The sequence below is a fragment of the Pirellulales bacterium genome, assembly GCA_035939775.1.
Lineage (GTDB): Bacteria > Planctomycetota > Planctomycetia > Pirellulales > DATAWG01 > DASZFO01.
Genome location: DASZFO010000088.1, coordinates 16,143 through 35,225 on the forward strand (window position 1 = coordinate 16,143; position 19,083 = coordinate 35,225).

Sequence of the window (19,083 nt, forward strand, 5' to 3'; positions counted from 1 at the left end):
GCGAGACGTCGCGGTTGGCCCGCCCGCAATTCAGGTCCCTTGGCCAGCCTTATCGACGGCTTTTCCCAGGCTTGGCCGGCAATGGTGGTCGCGTGGCGGCCAACGGGCTTTCGCTCGTTTTGAGGTTAATTCGGCAAGATTTCTTGTGCCGCTTGTAAATCGTGATTGTATTTCCCCTCATGTGTATCGCAATCGCTGGCTGCAATTGAGGGCTCATTTATCCACTAAGGACCGCCATCATGGCACGCTTTCGCTCACGAACATCGCGATCCCGATCTAGCACGTCGCGATCCTGGTTGAAATCGGTCCTTCGCTTTCGTCGGCACTTCCCCAAACTGCTGCGGGGCGACTTCTGGCGCACCGACAGCGCCGACGGACTCTGGCAGTCGCTCTTCCGCCGCAAGAAGAAAACCGAAAAGCGCCGCCATCATCGCCGCACCGGCGCCAGCGGCTGGAGCCCGATGCCGATCGGAATGCAGCCTGAGGCGCTGGAAGCCCGCGTGCTGCTGACGGGGACGACCTACGTCAACGACAACTGGATTGACAATTCCGGCAATTTCCACACCGGCGATCCGGTGACGAACACCGGCACCGGCGACGACGGCACGGTCACTGCGATGTTTAACGTCAACGCTTTCAAAACGCTGACCGCTGCGTTGGCATCGGGAAACGTCTCGATCGGCGACACAGTGGTTGTGCTCTCGGGCGCGTATTCCGACACTCCGACCATTTCCATCCAGGGACTGACGATCGAAGGGGAATACGTCGCCGATGGGCGCTTGGGCGCTAGCCGCGACACGGGGCACGGCGGCGCGATCGAAACGACCGTGCAGAGTTCCGGCTATCAAGTCGCCGCTAATAACGTCACCATCGAAGGGATTCGGTTCACGACCAGCGTCCCCGCGATCGAGATCCAAAACGGCGTCACCGGCGCCGAAATTCAAGACAATATCTTCATCGACAACTCACACGGCGTGCAAATCGACGGCGGCGGCTCGGCCGATCTCAATCAAAACCTCTTCACGAATAGCCGAAGCACCTTCGCCAGCCAGATCGTCCCCAGCGTGCAGGGCATCACGGTTCAAGGAACCGGTGGAACGACGACGATCGAACACAACACATTCCAATACTTCCTCGATCCGACCGCTGGCCACAATCCCGGCGGCGTGGTCGTCAATGCGACCGGTGCTACGGTCTCCATCCAAGCCGACCAATTCAGCAACAACTCGGTCGCGATCAACGTGCTCGGCGGAACGGCGAACATCAGCGGTAACGCTTCCGGCGCGGGACTCGACTCAGGCAACGGCATCTACAACAACAACGTCGGCATCGAGTTTTCCAGCGGCGGCGGCTCGGTCAGCGGCAACACATTCCAAAACTCCACGCAAAGCGCCACGCCGAACGGCACCGACCTGCGCCTGTCCAGCGGCGCCGGCGCCGTTACCGACGGCGGCGGCAACGCCTTCTACGCGAATGGCACTTACATCGACGACGAATCGTCAGGCGGTCTCGATGCGTCCGGCGATAAGTTCAACGGAAGCGCTCCGCCGAGCCCGTCGAGCGCCGCAAATCTAGCTACTCTATACGGACTCGAAGACAAGATCACCGACGGCCTCGACATCGCCGGCAACGTTCATGGCACGGCCGGCGCCGGCCTCGTGCGAATCAAGGCCAGCGATGTATTCCTCGCCCATAGCAGCGAAGTTTCGCCGCAAGGCTCGGCGGGCTCAATCCAGCGTGCCGTCGATCTCGCTAGCGCCAACGACACGATCTATGTCGAGGCCGGAAGTTTTGCAGGCAATGTCGATGTCGACAAGTCGGTGACGCTGTTGGGAGCTGAGTCCGGTGTCGATGCCCGCGCGCGGTCTTCGGTCCCCGAGACGATCGTGTCCGATCCGAGTGTGGGCTTCAGCATCACGGGTCCTGGCGTTCGCACCATCAACGGCTTTACCATCACCGCTGCAAGCGGCATCGATCCCGCAATCCAAAATCTCCTGAACGTCTATGACAACATTATCAGCGGAGCGAGCAATGTCGGCATCAGCGTCGCCGGCGCTACCCACGCGACGATATCGGGAAACTTGATTACCGGGACCGGCGATGGAATCGACGTCTCCGATAGCGCGATTGTCGCCACCACGGCCAACTCGATCACCGTCGGCGCGAGCGGCATCGCGACCTACGGCAGCTCCACGGTCGATATTGGCGACGGCCATGACGCCGACGCCAATCAAATCGACGGTCAGCTATACGGCGTCGTTCTCTATGGCGGCAGCGCGACGATCGACGACAACGCGATCGGCAGCAGCGGCGGGACCGGCGTGCAACTCCTATATTCGACCGATCCGGTTTCGGCAACGATCGAACACAGCACGATCAGCGGCATGGGCGGAGGAGTCGCAGTCATCGGCAGCGGGGCGAGTGCGCTGATCGATCACAACCTGATCCAGAATGTCGGCAGCGGATCTGACGTCTCGCCAAGCGTCGCCGTGCTGTTGCAGGACGACGGATATTCGAGAGTCGAGAGCAACTCGATTCAGAATGTCGACATCGGTATCGAAATCGACACCTTCGACGCGGCCGATCCCAATCCGTCGCCGTTGCACACCATCACCGGCAACACGATTTCGTATGCCGTCGACGGCGTGGTCGTCAGCAACATCAGCGGCGCCGCCAGCGCCTTCGATATCGAGGACAATGCGATCACTTCGGAGCAAGTGCCGGCTGTGGTGAACGACGGCCTCGACGCGGGTTTGATGCTACTATCCATCGGCATCGACCACGGCGTTACGCTGGCCGGCAACACGATCGATGGAACGGAAACGGGCGTCTTTGGCTGGAACGACGCGGCGCTGACGATAACGGGCGGATCGATCACGAACGCGCATGACCCATCGCTGGGGCTGAATATCGGCGTGCTTCTGGATAACTTCAATCCCCTTTCGTCTCATGCCGCGACGAACAACGAATCGTTCACTCTCTCTGGCGTTCAATGCAGCAACGACGATACGGCCGTCGAGGTGATCGACGAGGGAGACCCAGCCGCCGTTTCCGCTCATTTGACGAACGGCACTCACATCACCGGCGGAAACTACGGCGTGTATGTTAGCGGTGCTAACGCCTCGGCCACGCTCGATGATGTGACGATCGACGATCCGCAATACGGCGTCGCTCTCTACGGCGGCAGCGCGTCGATCAGCAATAGCGCGATCGAGCACAACACCGTCGGCGTGTTCGTCGCAGACGGCGGTCAAATCACGTCGCTCAGCGGCAATAGCATCACCCTCAACGGCACGGGGGTTGAAGTTGGAAGCGCCGGCACGCTTGGTTCGACGACCGACAACAGTATTATCGCCAACACGGGCGACGGCATTCTGATCGACTCCAATGCGACCGCCGTCGGAGCGATCAGCAACAACAATTTGTCGGGCAACAACACGGCAAACTCCGGCGGGTTTGCCCTCGATAATCTCAGCAGTCTCACGGTTGATGCTTCATTCAACTATTGGAAGACCGACGCTGCCGAAAGCGACGTCCAAGGCGAGATCAACGGCATCGCGAACGTCGATTACACGCCCTGGCTCAGTACCGCCGCCGATTTGGCCAATGGCTACGGCGCCTATCAGATCCTCAATGTCGGCTCTGGCGGCGCTCCTGAATCCAATCGCATCAATGAAGCCATCGGCGGCCTGGCGGCCGGCGGTCTGGTCAACGTCTACCCGGGCACATATGTCGAGCAAGTGGTGATCGGCAAGAACCTCACACTCGAAGGCACCGACGAGTCGGGCGTGATCATCCAATCACCCGCGAGCGTTCCCGCGTTTTTCACCACCAGCTGCAACGGCCTCGAGAATCACCCGGTCGTATACGTTCATAATGCGCATGTCATGGTCGAGAGTCTGACCGTCGATGGCAATGGCCAGGGCGGCTCCGGCGGCGCCAATGCGAACTATCGCTTTGAGGGCGTCGGATACTACGACGCCACCGGCACGATCGACCATGTGACGATCGAGCATATCCGTGAAACGCCGCTCAGCGGCGATCAGCAGGGGGTCGGAATCTTCGCTCAGAACGACGACGCGGTCGCCCGCTCGCTGAACATCACGAACGACACGATCTTCGATTACCAAAAAGGCGGCATCGTCGTGAACGGCGCTGGGCTCGATACCTCCGTCGCGAACAACGTCGTCACCGGCATCGGGCCGACCAGCCTGATTGCCCAAGATGGGATTCAGATCAGTCGCGGCGCGGTTGCCAGTGTCACCGGCAACACGGTCGATGGCAATAGCTACACGCCGGCATCAACGCCCGGCGACTATGCCGCCGGAATCCTGCTCTATCAGGCCGGCGATGGAACGTCCGTGACCGCCAACACGGTCGGCGCAACGACCGGCAGCGACGCGGGCATCTTTTTGGACGGGACCGGCGGCAACATCACGATCGGCCAGAACACGGTCGAGAACAGCGCTCATGCCGGCATTTACCTCACGGATAACGTCGGCGGAAGCACCGTCAGCGAGAATCTCGTCGAGAACAACGCGGCTGGGATCGTGATCGACGCCGCCGCGACGAACGTCGGCGCCATCCACGACAACGGCATCATCGGCAATTCCGGCGGCGGCTTGGTGAATAATTCGAGCACGTCCGTCGATGCCATCGACAATTGGTGGGGCAGCGCCAGCGGCCCGGCAAATCCCGGCAATACATATAACGTCGGCCACCAGGGAAATAGAGTGGTCGGCCCGGCGAGCTTCGTGCCGTGGCTCGCAAGCGGCGCGAACGATGCCCCTCCCGGTCCCGGTTTCATACCGCACTCTGCAGCAACCTTCGCCCCGGTCACGGTGACAGAAACGGGCGACCAGTTCTCGTCGATTCAGGCGGCCATCAATGATCCCACGACGTTGTCGCGTGATCACGTTGTGCTTGCCGCGGGCACATTTACCGAGAATGTTGACGTTACTAAGTCGCTCACGATCGTCGGCGCGGGCCAAGGATTGACAACGGTTTATCCCGCCACCTCCGATCCGACCACTGGCGGCTCGCTGGGCGGTAGCACGGTCTTCCTGGTTGATGCGAGCAATGTCGCGATCGAAGACCTAACGGTCGACGGCAACAATCCGAACATCACGAGCGGCGTTACAGTCGGCGGCGTGGACATCGACGCCCGCACCGGCATCATCACGGATTGGAACTTGCCTAATTCATTGACCGGCTTCACTGTGAAGAACGTCACGGTCCAGAACATCTGCCTTCGGGGCATCGAGTATTCCAACGGCGGCAGCGGCACCGGCACGATCGACATCGAGAACGACACGGTTACGAACGTCCAGGGTGATCCCAGCAACTCCATCGCCATCTTCAACTATGCTGGCAGTGGCACCATCGCCGGCAACACAGTCTCCTACGCCTCGGATGCTATTTCGGCCAATCATTCGCTGGGAACCCAATTCCACGACAATGTCATCACCCATTCGCTGAGCGGCATTCACACCGACAACATGGGCGATGGCGGCGGCACGGCCGACGCCATCTACGACAACAACATTTCGCTCGGCGGCGCCGGAAGCTATGGAATCTTCGTCTTTGTTCCGTACCTTAATGTTGCCGTGCATGACAACGTGATCAGCGGCGTCGATGTCGGTCTTGCCGCATTTGGTGGCCAGCACGGTGGCTCCGCGAACTTCGTCAACAACACCGTCTCCGTCAACGCCGGCGGCACGGGCGCGTTCGTAACGACCGATACCCTCGGCTACGGTGAGATGAACGTCGCCGCCACGTTCACCGGCGGCTCGTTCTCCGGCGGCCAGACCGGCAATTTCATCCAGCAGCTCGCCGGCGCGACCGCGAACGCCACGATCAACGGCGTCACCATCGACGATCCGACGACCGGCATCTACGTCATCGGCGGCCACGCCAATATCAGCAACAGCCATATCTACAACAACACCACCGGCATCGAGATTGATGCCGGCGCCTTGGCCACGCTCAGCGGCAACACTTTCGACGGCGGCAGCTCGGCCACGGACAACACCGAGGACTTGAAGATCGACAGCGGCGCCGGCTTGGTCACCACCAGCGGCGACACGTATGCCGGCAACAACTATTTCATCGACAACCTCTCCACCCAGAACATCGATGCGACGACCGACATCTTCCGCAATGTCAGCGCGACGGACACGAACTTCCGCATCGAAGACAAGATGTACCACAAGGTGGATGACAACTCGCTCGGTTTGATCACTTGGGTCACCGGCAACCTGTACGTGACGACGCCCGGGAGCCATTCGGGCACCACCGCCGACACCGATTCCAACATCCAGCGCGGCATCGACGCCGCCAACCCTGGCGACACCGTCAATGTAGAAGGGGGAACCTACTCGCGCGCCGGCGCCGGCGACACAGTGGTTAATATCGACAAGAGCGTCACCGTCTTGGCCACCGATGGCCCGACCGTCACGACGATCGATGGAAATTCGGCGACGGAGAATTATTACGTCGTTACCATTTCGGCGAGCAACGCCACGCTTTCCGGCTTCACGATCACCAACGCGGCCTACAGCGACACGGCGGATGCCTCCGGCGTCCTAGTTGAATCGCCGACAGCAGCCGCTCTTGTCGGAGACCGCATCACAAGCAATGTGATCCACGATATTGGCGCGCTGACCCGTTCGTCCGCGTACGCCACGCTGGGCATCAATGTCGAAGAGGCGGTCGACGGCATAGAGCTTGACCACAATACGATCTACAACATCGGAAATGCCGATCCCAGTTCCTTTGCGATTGGAATCCTAACTGCCGGCGACCCGGGACACGAGGTCGACGGAGCGAATATTCACGACAACATAATCTATGCCGTCTCCCATCCCACTTTTTCCGCCGGCATCGACGCGGGAAGCAGCTCACAGAATCTCACGATTCAAGCCAATACAATCGGTTCAAGCGCAGCCGGCGGTTCAGTCGGCTACGGCATTCGGACTGGATCGAGCGTTAGCGGAAATGTGAACATCACCGCGAACACCGTGGTCAATGCGACCGTCGCCGGGATCGATCTCAACTCGACGTTCAGCGAGACGGTTTATCGTAATACGGTCTATGGTTCCGGCGTCGGTCTTGATGTGGAGAATGGCGCCGTGCTCACTTCGGCCACGCAAAACTTCTTTGGCAACGGCAGCGATCCGATCCACCTGACGGGCAACACGACAGGCGTTTTGATCGCCAACGGCGCCGCGTCGGTGGGGCCGATTACGAGCGATAGCATCTCAGGTAACAGCCATGCCGGCTTGGAGAACGATTCGACCCATAACATCGATGCCGATTATGACTGGTGGGGATCGGCGAGCGGCCCGACCAATGCGGCGAATCCCGGCGGCACCGGCGATGTGATTATCGACCCGACAGTCACTTTCTCGCCGTGGCTAACCGACGGCACCGACACTCAACCGACGACGCCCGGCTTCCAGCCCAACGGGAATGCGGCCGCCGGCATCAGCGGCCCATCCACGGGCACGGAAGCGGCGACTTACACGCTGAGCCTTAGCCCCTCGTCCGACATTTCAAGTTGGGACATTAATTGGGGCGACGGCACGATGGCCACGCCCGACATTCAGCATGTCGACGGTGATCCGGCCACAGTGACTCACGTCTTCGCCGAAGAGGGGAACGTCACGATTTCGGCCGTCGCTCATACGATCAGCAGCGGCAACGTTAATTCCAACGACGTGAATGTTACCGTGGCGGATGCGGCGTTGACGGAAAACAGCTTCTCGCCCCCCGCGGCCACCGAGGGGGCCGCATTCGCCGGCACCGTGTTCAATTTCAACGACACCGATCCGAACGGCACGGCCAGCGACTTTACGGCCGTGGTGGTTCTCGGTAACGGCAACACGGTGACGCTGACTAGCACGGCGAGCGCCGACGGCCAGATCGTGGCGAACGGCAGCACTTTCGACGTCAATCTCAATCACACTTACCTCGAAGAGCTGGCGGCACAAACCTTCAGCGTGACGGTGACGGATGCCGGTGGGGCGACCGTTAGCGACACCACAACGCACTTCACCGTGGCCGACGCGGCCCTGACCGCCGGCGCTCTCACGCCACCGGCGGCCACCGAGGGCGCGCCTTTCACGGACGTCCAGCTCTTCCACTTCACCGATGCCGATCCCAACGGGGTGGCCGGCGACTACACCGCGACGATCACTTGGGGCGACGGCACGACCTCCACGGTCACCAGCACCCATACCGCCGCTGGCCAGATCGTGGGCGACGCCGCGCACGGCTTCGACGTCCTCGGCAGCCACACTTATCTGGAAGAGGCGACCGGCCTGAACTTCAAAGTCTCGGTCACCGACCATTCCACGTATTCAAACGGGTTTGAGACGGGCGACACCGGCACGAGCGATTGGACCAACGACGTTACGGGAGTTGACGGCTCGGGTATCACGGTGGTGACGACGGGCAGCGGATTGTTGCCGAGCGCTCCGGCTTCTGGTTCTCACTACGCCGTGGTTACGAACACGGACGATGGGTATTCCTCCGGCTACGGTGATTCCGGATTCACGCGATTCGGCGGTAACCAGAAGACCTATACTGGTCCGTTCGATCAATCGATCGCGATTTATATTAACACCGCTTGGGCTGCGCCGGCCGCAGGTTATTCTCCGGCCTTCTGGCTCGACATGGCCCCGAATCATCCGCCGGGCAATTACGGAGCGGAGCACAACTTCCGCTTCTGGGTGGATGGCTCCGGCACAATCAAAGTGACGGCCGACAGCGATGCCCTAAGCAACGCCTTCGCCACGATTAGCACCTCAGGTTGGTACACCTTCGAAATGGTCTTCTACAAGGCCGCCAATCCGTCGGATCCAGCGCTGACCGACATGCACGTCATCGACTCGACCGGCGCCGTCGTCGGTTCCAAGACGGCCCTCCCGGCGAATTCCCCCGGCGGACCGATGCCTAGCTCAGATTTAACGGGCCATGGCTACGCTTGGCTCACGGTCTGGCAGAACGGCTTTGCCAACGACCAACTGGCGATCGACAACATGAACACGGCCGTGCTGCCGATCTCCGCCAGCGCCGCGATCAATGTGGCCGACGCAGACCTAAGCGGCACAAATTCGGCGACGGCTACCGGCGGTGTCGAAGGCGTGACCGCGGCCACACTTTCGGGCGCGACCTTCACGGATGCCAACTCCGGCGCGCCATCGACCGATTTCAGCACCTCGATCGATTGGGGAGACAGCACCCCACTGGACACCTCGGCCACTGTCAGCGGCAACGCCGGCAGCTACACCGTCAACGGCTCGCACGTATACGGCGAAGAGGGGACCTACCACTTCACGATCACGGTGACCGACGACGGCGGCCAGTCGACGACCATCACCGGCTCGACCACTGTCGGCGACGCTGTCCTGACGGGCAGCAGCGCGGCGACGACAACCGGCGGGATCGAGGGAGTGACCGCGGCCACCTTGGGCAACGCCACCTTTAGCGATGCCAACACTGGCGCGCCGTCGAGCGACTTCAGCACTTCGATCGATTGGGGAGACAACACCGCTCTGGACACCTCGGCCACCGTCAGCGGCAGCGCCGGCAGCTACACTGTCAACGGCTCGCACCTCTATGCCGAAGAAGGCACCTACAACTTTACGATCACGGTGACCGACGATGGCGGCCAGACGACGACGATCAAGGGCTCGACCACCGTGGCCGACGCAGTCCTGACTGCGGCGACGGGCGTGGATATTACCGGAACGGAAGGGACCAGCACAGGGGTCGTTCCCGTCGCCACCTTCCGTGACCTGGGTGGGGCCGAACCCAACGCCGCCGATCCGGGGACGATCGCCAACAACTACTCCGCCACGATCAATTGGGGCGGCGCCGGCGCCGGCAGCAATGCCGGGACCATCGTCTACAACAGCATGACGGACACGTTCACCGTCGAAGGCAGCTTCACTTACACCGAGGACGGGAGCCACACCGTCAGCGTTCACATCGTGCACGAGAACGGGATCACGGCCGACACCACCAGCACTGCGGTCGTGACGGAGCCGACAATAACCGGCACGAGTGCGACGCTTACGGCGATCAATGAAGGGGACGCCTCGGCTCCGGTGACGGTGGCAACGTTCACTCATGCCAATGGCGTCGAGCCCGCCGCCGACTTCACGGCCGTAGTGGACTGGGATATTCCCGGCCACATGGCCGATCCGGCGGTGGTTTCGCAACCGGGCGGGCCAGGGACGAACTATGTCGTCACGGCCACACGGCCCGTGTATAGCGAGGCGGCAACCGCCTACGCCGTTACGGTGGCGATCAGCGAGGATGGTGCGGCCTCGCTCGTCGACGACACGTTGGCGGTCAACGAGCCGGCGATCAACGCTCAGTCGGCGACGTTGGCGAGCATTGTCGAGGGCCAAGCGTCGGCGGACGTCGAAATCGCCACGTTCGCGCACGCCAACGGCGTGGAGCCAGTTGGTCATTTCAGCGCCACGGTGGATTGGGGGCAAGGTCCGGTAGCGGCCGACGCGGTGACGCAGGACGGCGGCGGCACCTACCACGTGACCGCGTCGCGACCAGTGTTCGCCGAAGAAGGATCTCATCCGGTCGCGGTGGTGATCAGCGACAACGACAGCTCGGCGGTGACGACGAGCACTACCGACACGCTGTTGGTAACCGAACCGGCGATCAGCGGCTCCGTCGCAGTACTTTCCCCGGTGAACGAAGGAGATGTTTCGGCGAGTGTCACCGCGGCGTCCTTCACTCATGCCGGCGGAGTCGAGCCGGCGACAGACTTCACGGCGACCGTGGATTGGGGCATCGATGGCCATCACGCCGATTCCGCCACCGTCGCTCAGCCGGGCGGAACAGGCAACGCATACGTCGTGACGGGCGATCGCCCGGTGTACGCCGAGGAGGGGACCTATGCGGTCAGTGTAACGATCAGCGACGACGGAAGTCCGACAACGATCAGCGGCGGTTCAATCACGGTAGCCGACGCGGCCCTGACGGCCGCCACGGGCGTCGCCGTCAGCGGCACCGAAGGAACGAGCACGGGGACCATCGCCGTCGCCACTTTCCGCGACCTGGGTGGGGCCGAACCCAACGCCGCCGATCCGGGGACGATCGCCGACAACTACTCCGCCACGATTAATTGGGGCGGCGCCGGCACCGGCAGCAGCACTGGGTCCATCGTCTACAACAGCATGACCGATACGTTCACCGTCCAAGGCAGCTTCGCCTACGCCGAGGAAGGGAGCTACACCGTCAGCGCGCATATCGTACACGAGGGCGGGATCACGGCTGACACTGCCAGCACGGCCACGGTGGGCGACGCGGCCCTGACCGGAAGTAGCGGCGCGACGGCGGCAGGGGTCGAGGGGACCGCCAATAGCAGCATGCTCTCTGGCGCGACATTTACGGACGCGAATCCGGGCGACCACAGCGGCGACTTCACCGCCACGATCACGTGGGGAGACACCGGCCCGACTTCGCTGGGGACCGTCAGCTACGACAGCGCAAGCCAGACGTACACGGTCGCCGGCTCGCACACTTACTCTGAGGACGGCTCGTACAGCATCAGCATCGTCGTGGTCGATGACGGCGGCAGCACGGCCACGATCACCGGCACCGCCACCGTCGCCGAAGGGGTGTTGAGTTTCACGAGTGGGACGCCATTCAGCACCGTTGAAGGGAACGATTCTGGGACGCAGACGGTGGCCAACTTTAGCGACGCGGGCCTTGAGCCAGCGACGGTTTACAGCGCCGTGATCCATTGGGGAGACGGCCAGGACAGCGCGGGGTCGGTGACTCAGACCAGCCCCGGCCACTTCAGCGTGACGGGCGACCACACCTACGCCGAGGACAACTCGTACAACGTCAGCGTCACGATCACCGACGATACCGTGCCCACGACGAGCAGCACCACCGACACGGCCACGGTGACTGAAGGCGGGTTGAGCTTCACCGGCGGGACGGCCTTCGGCGCGGTGGAAGGGAACGATTCTGGGACGCAGACGGTGGCCAACTTCGGCGACGCGGGCCTTGAGCCGGCGTCGGCTTACAGCGCCGTGATCCATTGGGGAGACGGCCAGGACAGCGCGGGGGTAGTGACCCTGACCAGCTCCGGCCACTTCAGCGTGATGGGAAGCCACAGCTACGCCGAGGAGAACTCGTACAACGTCAGCGTCACGATTAGCGACGACGGGGTGGGCACGACCAGCGGCACCACCGACACGGCCACGGTGACTGAAGGCGGGTTGAGCTTCACCAACGGGAACATGTTTAGCGCCATGGAAGGGTTCGCTACGGGGACGCAGACCGTGGCCAACTTCAGCGACACGGGCCTTGAGCCGGCCACCGCCTACAGCGCCATGATCCATTGGAGCACCGGTCAGAATACGGTCGGCGTGGTGACGCAGACCAGCCCGGGTCAATTCGCCGTGACGGGAAGCACCACCTACGCCGAAGACGGCTCGTATAACATCAGCGTCACGATCACAGACGATGGGAATCATGCTACCACGGCTTTCACCGACACGGCGACGGTCCACGAGGGCGTTGTCAGCTTCACCAATGGCACCCCGTTCACATCGGTGGAAACGAGCGATTCGGGGACGCAGATAGTAGCCAACTTCAGCGACACGGGCCTCGAACCGGCGACCGGCTACAGTGCCACGGTCCATTGGGGCGACGGCAACGACAGCACGGGGACGGTGACCCAGACGAGCCCCGGCCACTTTGCGATCAGCGGCAGCATCACTTACGCCGCGCACGGATCGTACAACATCAGCGTCACCATCGATGACGACAACGTGAACACCACGAGCGGCACGACCGACACTGCCACAGTGGTCGATCGCCTGACAGTGATCAACACCAATGACAGCGGGCCGGGATCGCTGCGGCAAGTAATCCTTTACGCCAACACGCTTTCGGGTCCGACGCACACGATCACGTTCGCGATTCCGGCTGGACCGCAGACGATCAATTTGCTTTCGCCATTGCCGGCGACGACGGTTCCCGCCGTCATGGTGCTCGACTCGACGCAAAACGTCGTCGTCGTATCGCCGTCGCCGAGTTCGCGAGACAACTTTGGCACTCTGACCAAAACCGGCGCCGGCACGCTGACGATCAGCGGAGCCAACAATTTTGGCGGCAACGTCCAAGTCGACTCCGGCTTGTTGACCTTGAACAATTCCGTCGCGCCGACCTTGACCGCCGGAATCACGGCCACGGCGGACGGCGCGGGCACATTGGAACTCGCCGGCACGGTTTCCGCTCTCTCGGGCGGGGCCAACGGAGTGAACGTCAGCAACACCAGCATGGCGGCTTCCGGGTTGTTGGTCTCGGGCACTAACCAAGTCGTCGGTGGCATTGACGGTACGGGCAACGTCGTCGTCAACGCCGGGAGCGATCTGACGGCCAATCACATCGTTCAGGGCGCGCTGGTGATCGGCGGCGCACCCGGCAATTCCGCCACGGTGACGATCGCGGCGTCGGACGCTTCAGGGAACCCAATGGCAGCCGCCGCGGCGTCCAGCGACTCGCAAGCGACCGCGAGTGTCGCCACGGCATCGAGCGACGGGGGAACGAGCGCGGCCGGCAATGCAATGAGCATGGCCGAGCTGCTAGCCGCCATTCGCGCCCGGCGGTTGGCGCGGCAAGCGGCCACGATCACGGCGTCCGCGTCCGCTTTCGTCAGCGAGGCTTCCGCGAGCGTCGCGGCGCCAACGGTCGTCGAATCTAGCGCCGTTGCGGCGCCGTCAGTGGCCGAGTCTACCGCCGTTGCGGCGCCCGCCGTCATCGAGTCGACCGATGTGGCCGCCAGCGCGGAGGCCCCACTGGCGACAAGCCTTAAGTCGGCGAGCGTCGTCACCTTGTTCGGCTTCAATCTCGACGGGACCGTGAGTGGGAGTCATGTATCGAATCTCGCGGCCGGCACGAGCGTTTCGATCGCGTCGGGCGCGGATCAATCGAGCATAACCGACAACCTTCATGGCTCGATCGGGGCGAGCGGCAAGCTCGATCCGGGCGCCGTCTCGGCCGCATTCGATGCGGAGGATTTGGAATGGCTCGGTTCGGATCCCTTCTCCACGGCGGCTCAGCCCGCGGAGGCGCAAGATCCGGCCAGCATCGACGGAAGTCTCCTGGCCGACGATCTAGTCGAAGCGATCGGGTCGCAGTGGCGCAATTGACGGTTGAACGTCGCCGCGACGATTCGTCCCTGGCGGCTCGCCAAGGCGGGAACTGTGCCTGCCCGATAGGCCATTTCGAAAACCGCCGGGTGGCACATCCGCCGTGGCGGGGGCTGTCCCTTTTTGCGGCGGGCGCCATCGCCGCAATGGTCGCGGAACAAAAGGGGATCGTCCTCTCTCCGCAAGCGGTTTTCGGATCGGCTTTACTCGGCCTCTGAACTCCGCAATTAGCCGGACAAAAGTTTATGGATTTTTGTTTGCGATGCTTCTTACGGCCATCTATACTTCTCCCTAAGTTTGGTGGATGTGGCGCAGACGTATTCGGCCACGATGCCGAATTTCGCACACAGGCTCCAGGAGGCCGCTCATGTTTCCGACCGCCGCGTCGCGTCGCGCATCCCTCTTCACGCCGCCCTGCGCATGCGGCACCACGACGCGGAGTTTAGCGGGGATCGCCTTTAATTCGATGGCTGCCAAGCGGCGGTCGCGTTTCGCTGATCGCGCTTGCCTAATGGCCCTAGCCATTGCGGCGAGTTGGCTGTGTTCAGCCACGGGCCGCGCGGCGCAATACATCTGGACAGCTCCGGCCACGAGCGAGATAACCGACACGTTCTCCAACTCGACCGATTGGTCCGCTCTGCCCGTCAGTGCAACCAGCGCCGAGATCACGTTCGAAAGCACGGGAACGGGAACGATCTTTCCCTCCAACCTGGTCGATACAATCACCGACGGCGTGAGCGGCTTCTCATTGAACATTCTTGATCTCGGCGGCACGGGGAGTTCGAGCGGCAGCGGAGACGTGATCAACGTTGTCGCCGCTTCGAGCGGTTCATTCAGCATCGGCGGCGGCACGAATCCCACGGTCAATCTAGTCGCCAATAGCGGCTCCGATGGTCTGACGTATAACGTTAGTGTCCCCATAGCGCTCACTGCCACCACGACGTTTAGCGGTAACGGCACCGCCACGTTCATTTTTTCCGGCGCCATGAGCGGCACCGGGGGATTCGTGAAGACCGGTGGCTCGAACATGACGTTGAGCGGAAACCAGGGAAACATCTCGTGGGGTTCATCGACCACGATCAACGGCGGCACGCTGACGCTCGACTACTGCACCAATAACAGCACCGCCTTAACCGGCTCGGCAACCAATCAACTCATCTCCAACAGTACAGGCCTGAATCTGGGCGGCGGAACGCTGGCCCTCGTTCCCAACGCGAGCGCCGCGACCTTGGCAAAGCTCGGTAACGGATTGACGCTTACCGTCGGCACCGGCTCGACGATCAGCTCGGCCGCCGCGGTCGGCGGCACGAATTTCGCTTTGGGAGCGATCACCCGCAATTCTGGAAGCGCGATCGATTTCAGCCTCCCCGTTTCGTACACGGGCGGCTCGCCGACGGGCAAACTCACGACGACGACGCTTAACAACAGCGCCGGAATTCTCGGCGGTTGGGCCACGGTCAACGGTCAGGATTGGGCGATGGAAAGCGGCAGCACTCCGTTTAGTATCGTCCCCTTCGGTTCGTACAATACGACCCTACCGACCGCCGGCGGCTCCGGCCTCGTGAATTATTTTCTTTCCGGTGGTCAGACTCAGCCGGCAGGCAGCGGGGCGACGAACGCCAACTCATTGAAGATCGTCGGTGACGGCACTTTGGCCTTGAACAACAACAACTTTTTCGTAAGCAGTGCTGGCGCCGGCGGCCTGCTCTACGCCGGCGGCGGCGTCACTAATCAATACACCATCAGTAGCACCTTCAGCACCACCGGTCTCAGCGCGGGATCCGGCGCTGAGTTGCTTATCGATGCATTCACCGGCGCCACGTTAACCGTCCAATCGCCGATTCGGTCGGGCACTGGCGGCTCCGTCACCAAGACTGGCGGCGGCACGTTGATCCTATCCAGCAACTTCAATAACTATACGGGCGGGACAAACATTACTGGCGGCACGCTCCAGATCGGCGTTGCATCGGCCCTCGGAACTGGCGCCACCGTCGTGGGGCCCGGCGGGACGCTCGACCTGAACGGCCAGACGATTACTAACTCGGTGACCCTGAACGGCAGCGGGGTCGGCAACAGCGGCGCACTGATCGATTCGATCGCGACCGCAGCCTCGCTCAACGGCGGCGCTTTCAATCTCGGCAGCGATGCTGCAATCGGCGGCTCGGGCAACGTGACACTGACGAGCAGCGTGAGCAGCATCAACTGGAACAGCCATAATCTGATCAAAGCCGGTGCTGACACGCTAAACGTCGCCCATTCCGCCAGTAGCGGGCTTGCCTCACTGACAGTCAACGGCGGCGTTTTCCAGTATGGAATCAGCACCGTCTTGGCCAGCTCCTCCGCCGCGGTCACGGTCAACACGGGCGCCACGCTCGATCTCAACAGTTTCAGCGACACGATCGGAGGCCTGCTGACGCTCAATAGCGGGGCCATCACCCTTGGCGGGTCGAACGGTACGCTGACGTTGAAGAATTCGCCGTCCGGCGTGGCACTCACGGGCACTGGCGCAAGCGCAATCAGCGGCGGCGGCACGAGCGGCCTGACGTTAAACAGCAGCAGCACCAATTTCAACGTCCCCAATTCCACTGACGCGTTGACGATCAGCAGCAACATCAGCGGAAACAGCCAAGCCCTTGTCAAGACGGGCGCCGGAACGCTGATCTTGAGCGCCGCAAATGGCAACTCGTACACGGCAGGAACCGCGATCAACGGCGGCGCCGTTCAGGTGACGAACACCTCCGGCTCCGCACTGGGCACGGGCGCCGTTACCGTCGCCAGCGGGGCGACGTTGCTCGGGTCGAGCGCGGCCGGTCAAGGAATTGTCGGCGGCCCGGTCACGGTCAGCGGCACAATTTCCGCCGGCAATGCTTTGGCCAGTTCCGTGCTGACTCTTTCCGCGAACGGCACCGGCCTGACGATGAATTCGGGGGCAACGTTCGCATTCTCGCTCGGCCCTCCCAACGGCGCCAATAGTGGCACTCCATTGATCAATCTCAATGGCAGCTCGAGCGCGCTGCTGCTGCCCACGACCGCGAGCACGGTGAATGTCGCACTATCAGGCTCACCTACGGCGGGCACATACGATCTGCTGAAGTACCTCGGATCGGCTGTCGGCAGCACGAATTTCAACAGCTTAAAGACACCCGTCGGACCGTCGGGATTCACTTACGCGCTCGTCAATAATTCGGTGAATAAGGAGATCGATCTCACGGTTGCCAATGCGATCATCAACGGCGTGTGGACGCAAACCGCCGCCAGCGGCAGCGGTTCGCCAGCAGGCTGGGGGACGGCCGCCAATTGGAGCAGTAATCCAAGCATCCCGGGAAATGCGGGCGACTCGGCCACATTCGGCGCCGCCACGACCAACAATCAATTCATTAACCTCGCCGCGGCGACAACCGTCGGATCGCTGACGTTCAACAATCCGAATGCCGTCAGCGCCGGCAGCGGCCAGTTCACGATCGCCGGCGGCAGTGGTTCGTTTGCGCTGACACTGAACAACAACGGCAATGGCGTGACGGTCACCAACAGCACCGGTGTCAACACGATCTCTGCCCCGATAGTGCTCTCCGATGCCGGCGGAGTGACCCTCAACGCGGCAGGCGGCGCGGCGACCGCGCTCACGATCTCCGGTCCTATCTCCGGCAATTCGGCGTTGACGGTCAACAGTCCGAACACCAACACCGGGACGGTGGTTCTCTCGGGAAACAGCCTGACACAACCCAACATTTATTCCGGGCCGACCACAATCTTCGGCGGCACCCTCTTGGCCGGGGCCACGAACACGCTCTCGGCCAACTCGGCCGTTAGTGTCAGCGCGGGGGCCTTGGATGTATCGGGATTCGCCAACACGGTAAAATCGCTTGCGGTCGGCAGTGGCGGGACGCTGCGCGTCGGACTCGGCAATGTACTCACCAGCGCGAATTCCGCAAGCTTCGCCGGCACTCTGAGCGTCGGTGGCACGGCAAGCTTAGGCAGTTACGAACTACTCGGCTATTCCTCGGAGACCGGAACCTTCGCGACGACGAATGCGGCCGACTATCCAAACTACAAGCTGGTGTACAACTCCGGCGAATTGGATCTGCAGCACTTGGCCGACCAAAGCCTCAGCGGCGCCGCCCCGGCGACGATCAACGTCATCGCCGGCGCAAGTACAAGCATTAGCGCCACGCTTACCAACACTGCCCCGAGCGGATCGGCGGCATTGAACGTGGCGCTGCCTAACACCAATGGCACTGGCGGAATGGTGACTGGCCTGACTTCCTCGACGGGCTCCACGGTCGTCGTCGGCACGCCCTCGGCCGTTAGCGGAACATTCACGGCCAGTTTTTCCGTCGGTCTGAGCCGGACTTGGTCCATCGCGAACGTCGACTCGACCGCTGTAACGACCAGTGCAAGTGCGGGGGGCGCGGTGAATGTCTACAACCATTCAAACGCGCAATTGAGCATCGCCGGCGGCAATAACCAGTCGGTGCTCGTGAATGGAGCGCTGTCAGCGGTCACGCTGACCTTGGACAATACGACGGCCACTACCGGTGTAAGCACGCCGGCCCCTCTAGACGTGAGCAGCTCGAACAACCTGAGCGGCCCGTCCGGGTCGCTGGCGGTGGGCTCCAACAGCAGTGGGAGCTACACAGCGACAGGATTGAGCGACAGTACCGTGGGTGCGGGCCAGACGTTGAGCGCGAGTCTGATGGCAGGAGACTCGGCAACTGTCGCCGGCCACGGCAGCCTAAGCACGCTCAGTCAGAACATTACCTACAATGTCTACGACCATGTAAGTGGGTCCGCCACTGGTGCGACGATCGCTCTTCCGGATTCGATTGTTGGCTACAGTGGCACGCTTAACGGCCTCGCCAATGCCAGCATCAGCAACGCCAGCGGCTTT

2 protein-coding genes are annotated in these 19,083 nt (G+C 62.1%); both read left to right on the forward strand.

Going from position 1 to position 19,083, the window contains the following annotated elements; translation table 11 throughout:
- Positions 1-239: 239 nt before the first annotated feature.
- Entirely contained in the window at positions 240-14,195 is a 13,956-nt protein-coding gene (locus tag VGY55_05165; GenBank protein ID HEV2969361.1) for a right-handed parallel beta-helix repeat-containing protein, read from the forward strand.
- Positions 14,196-14,706: 511 nt separating this feature from the next.
- Positions 14,707-19,083 (forward strand): autotransporter-associated beta strand repeat-containing protein (locus tag VGY55_05170; protein ID HEV2969362.1); only part of this gene is annotated, 4,377 nt, incomplete at its 3' end.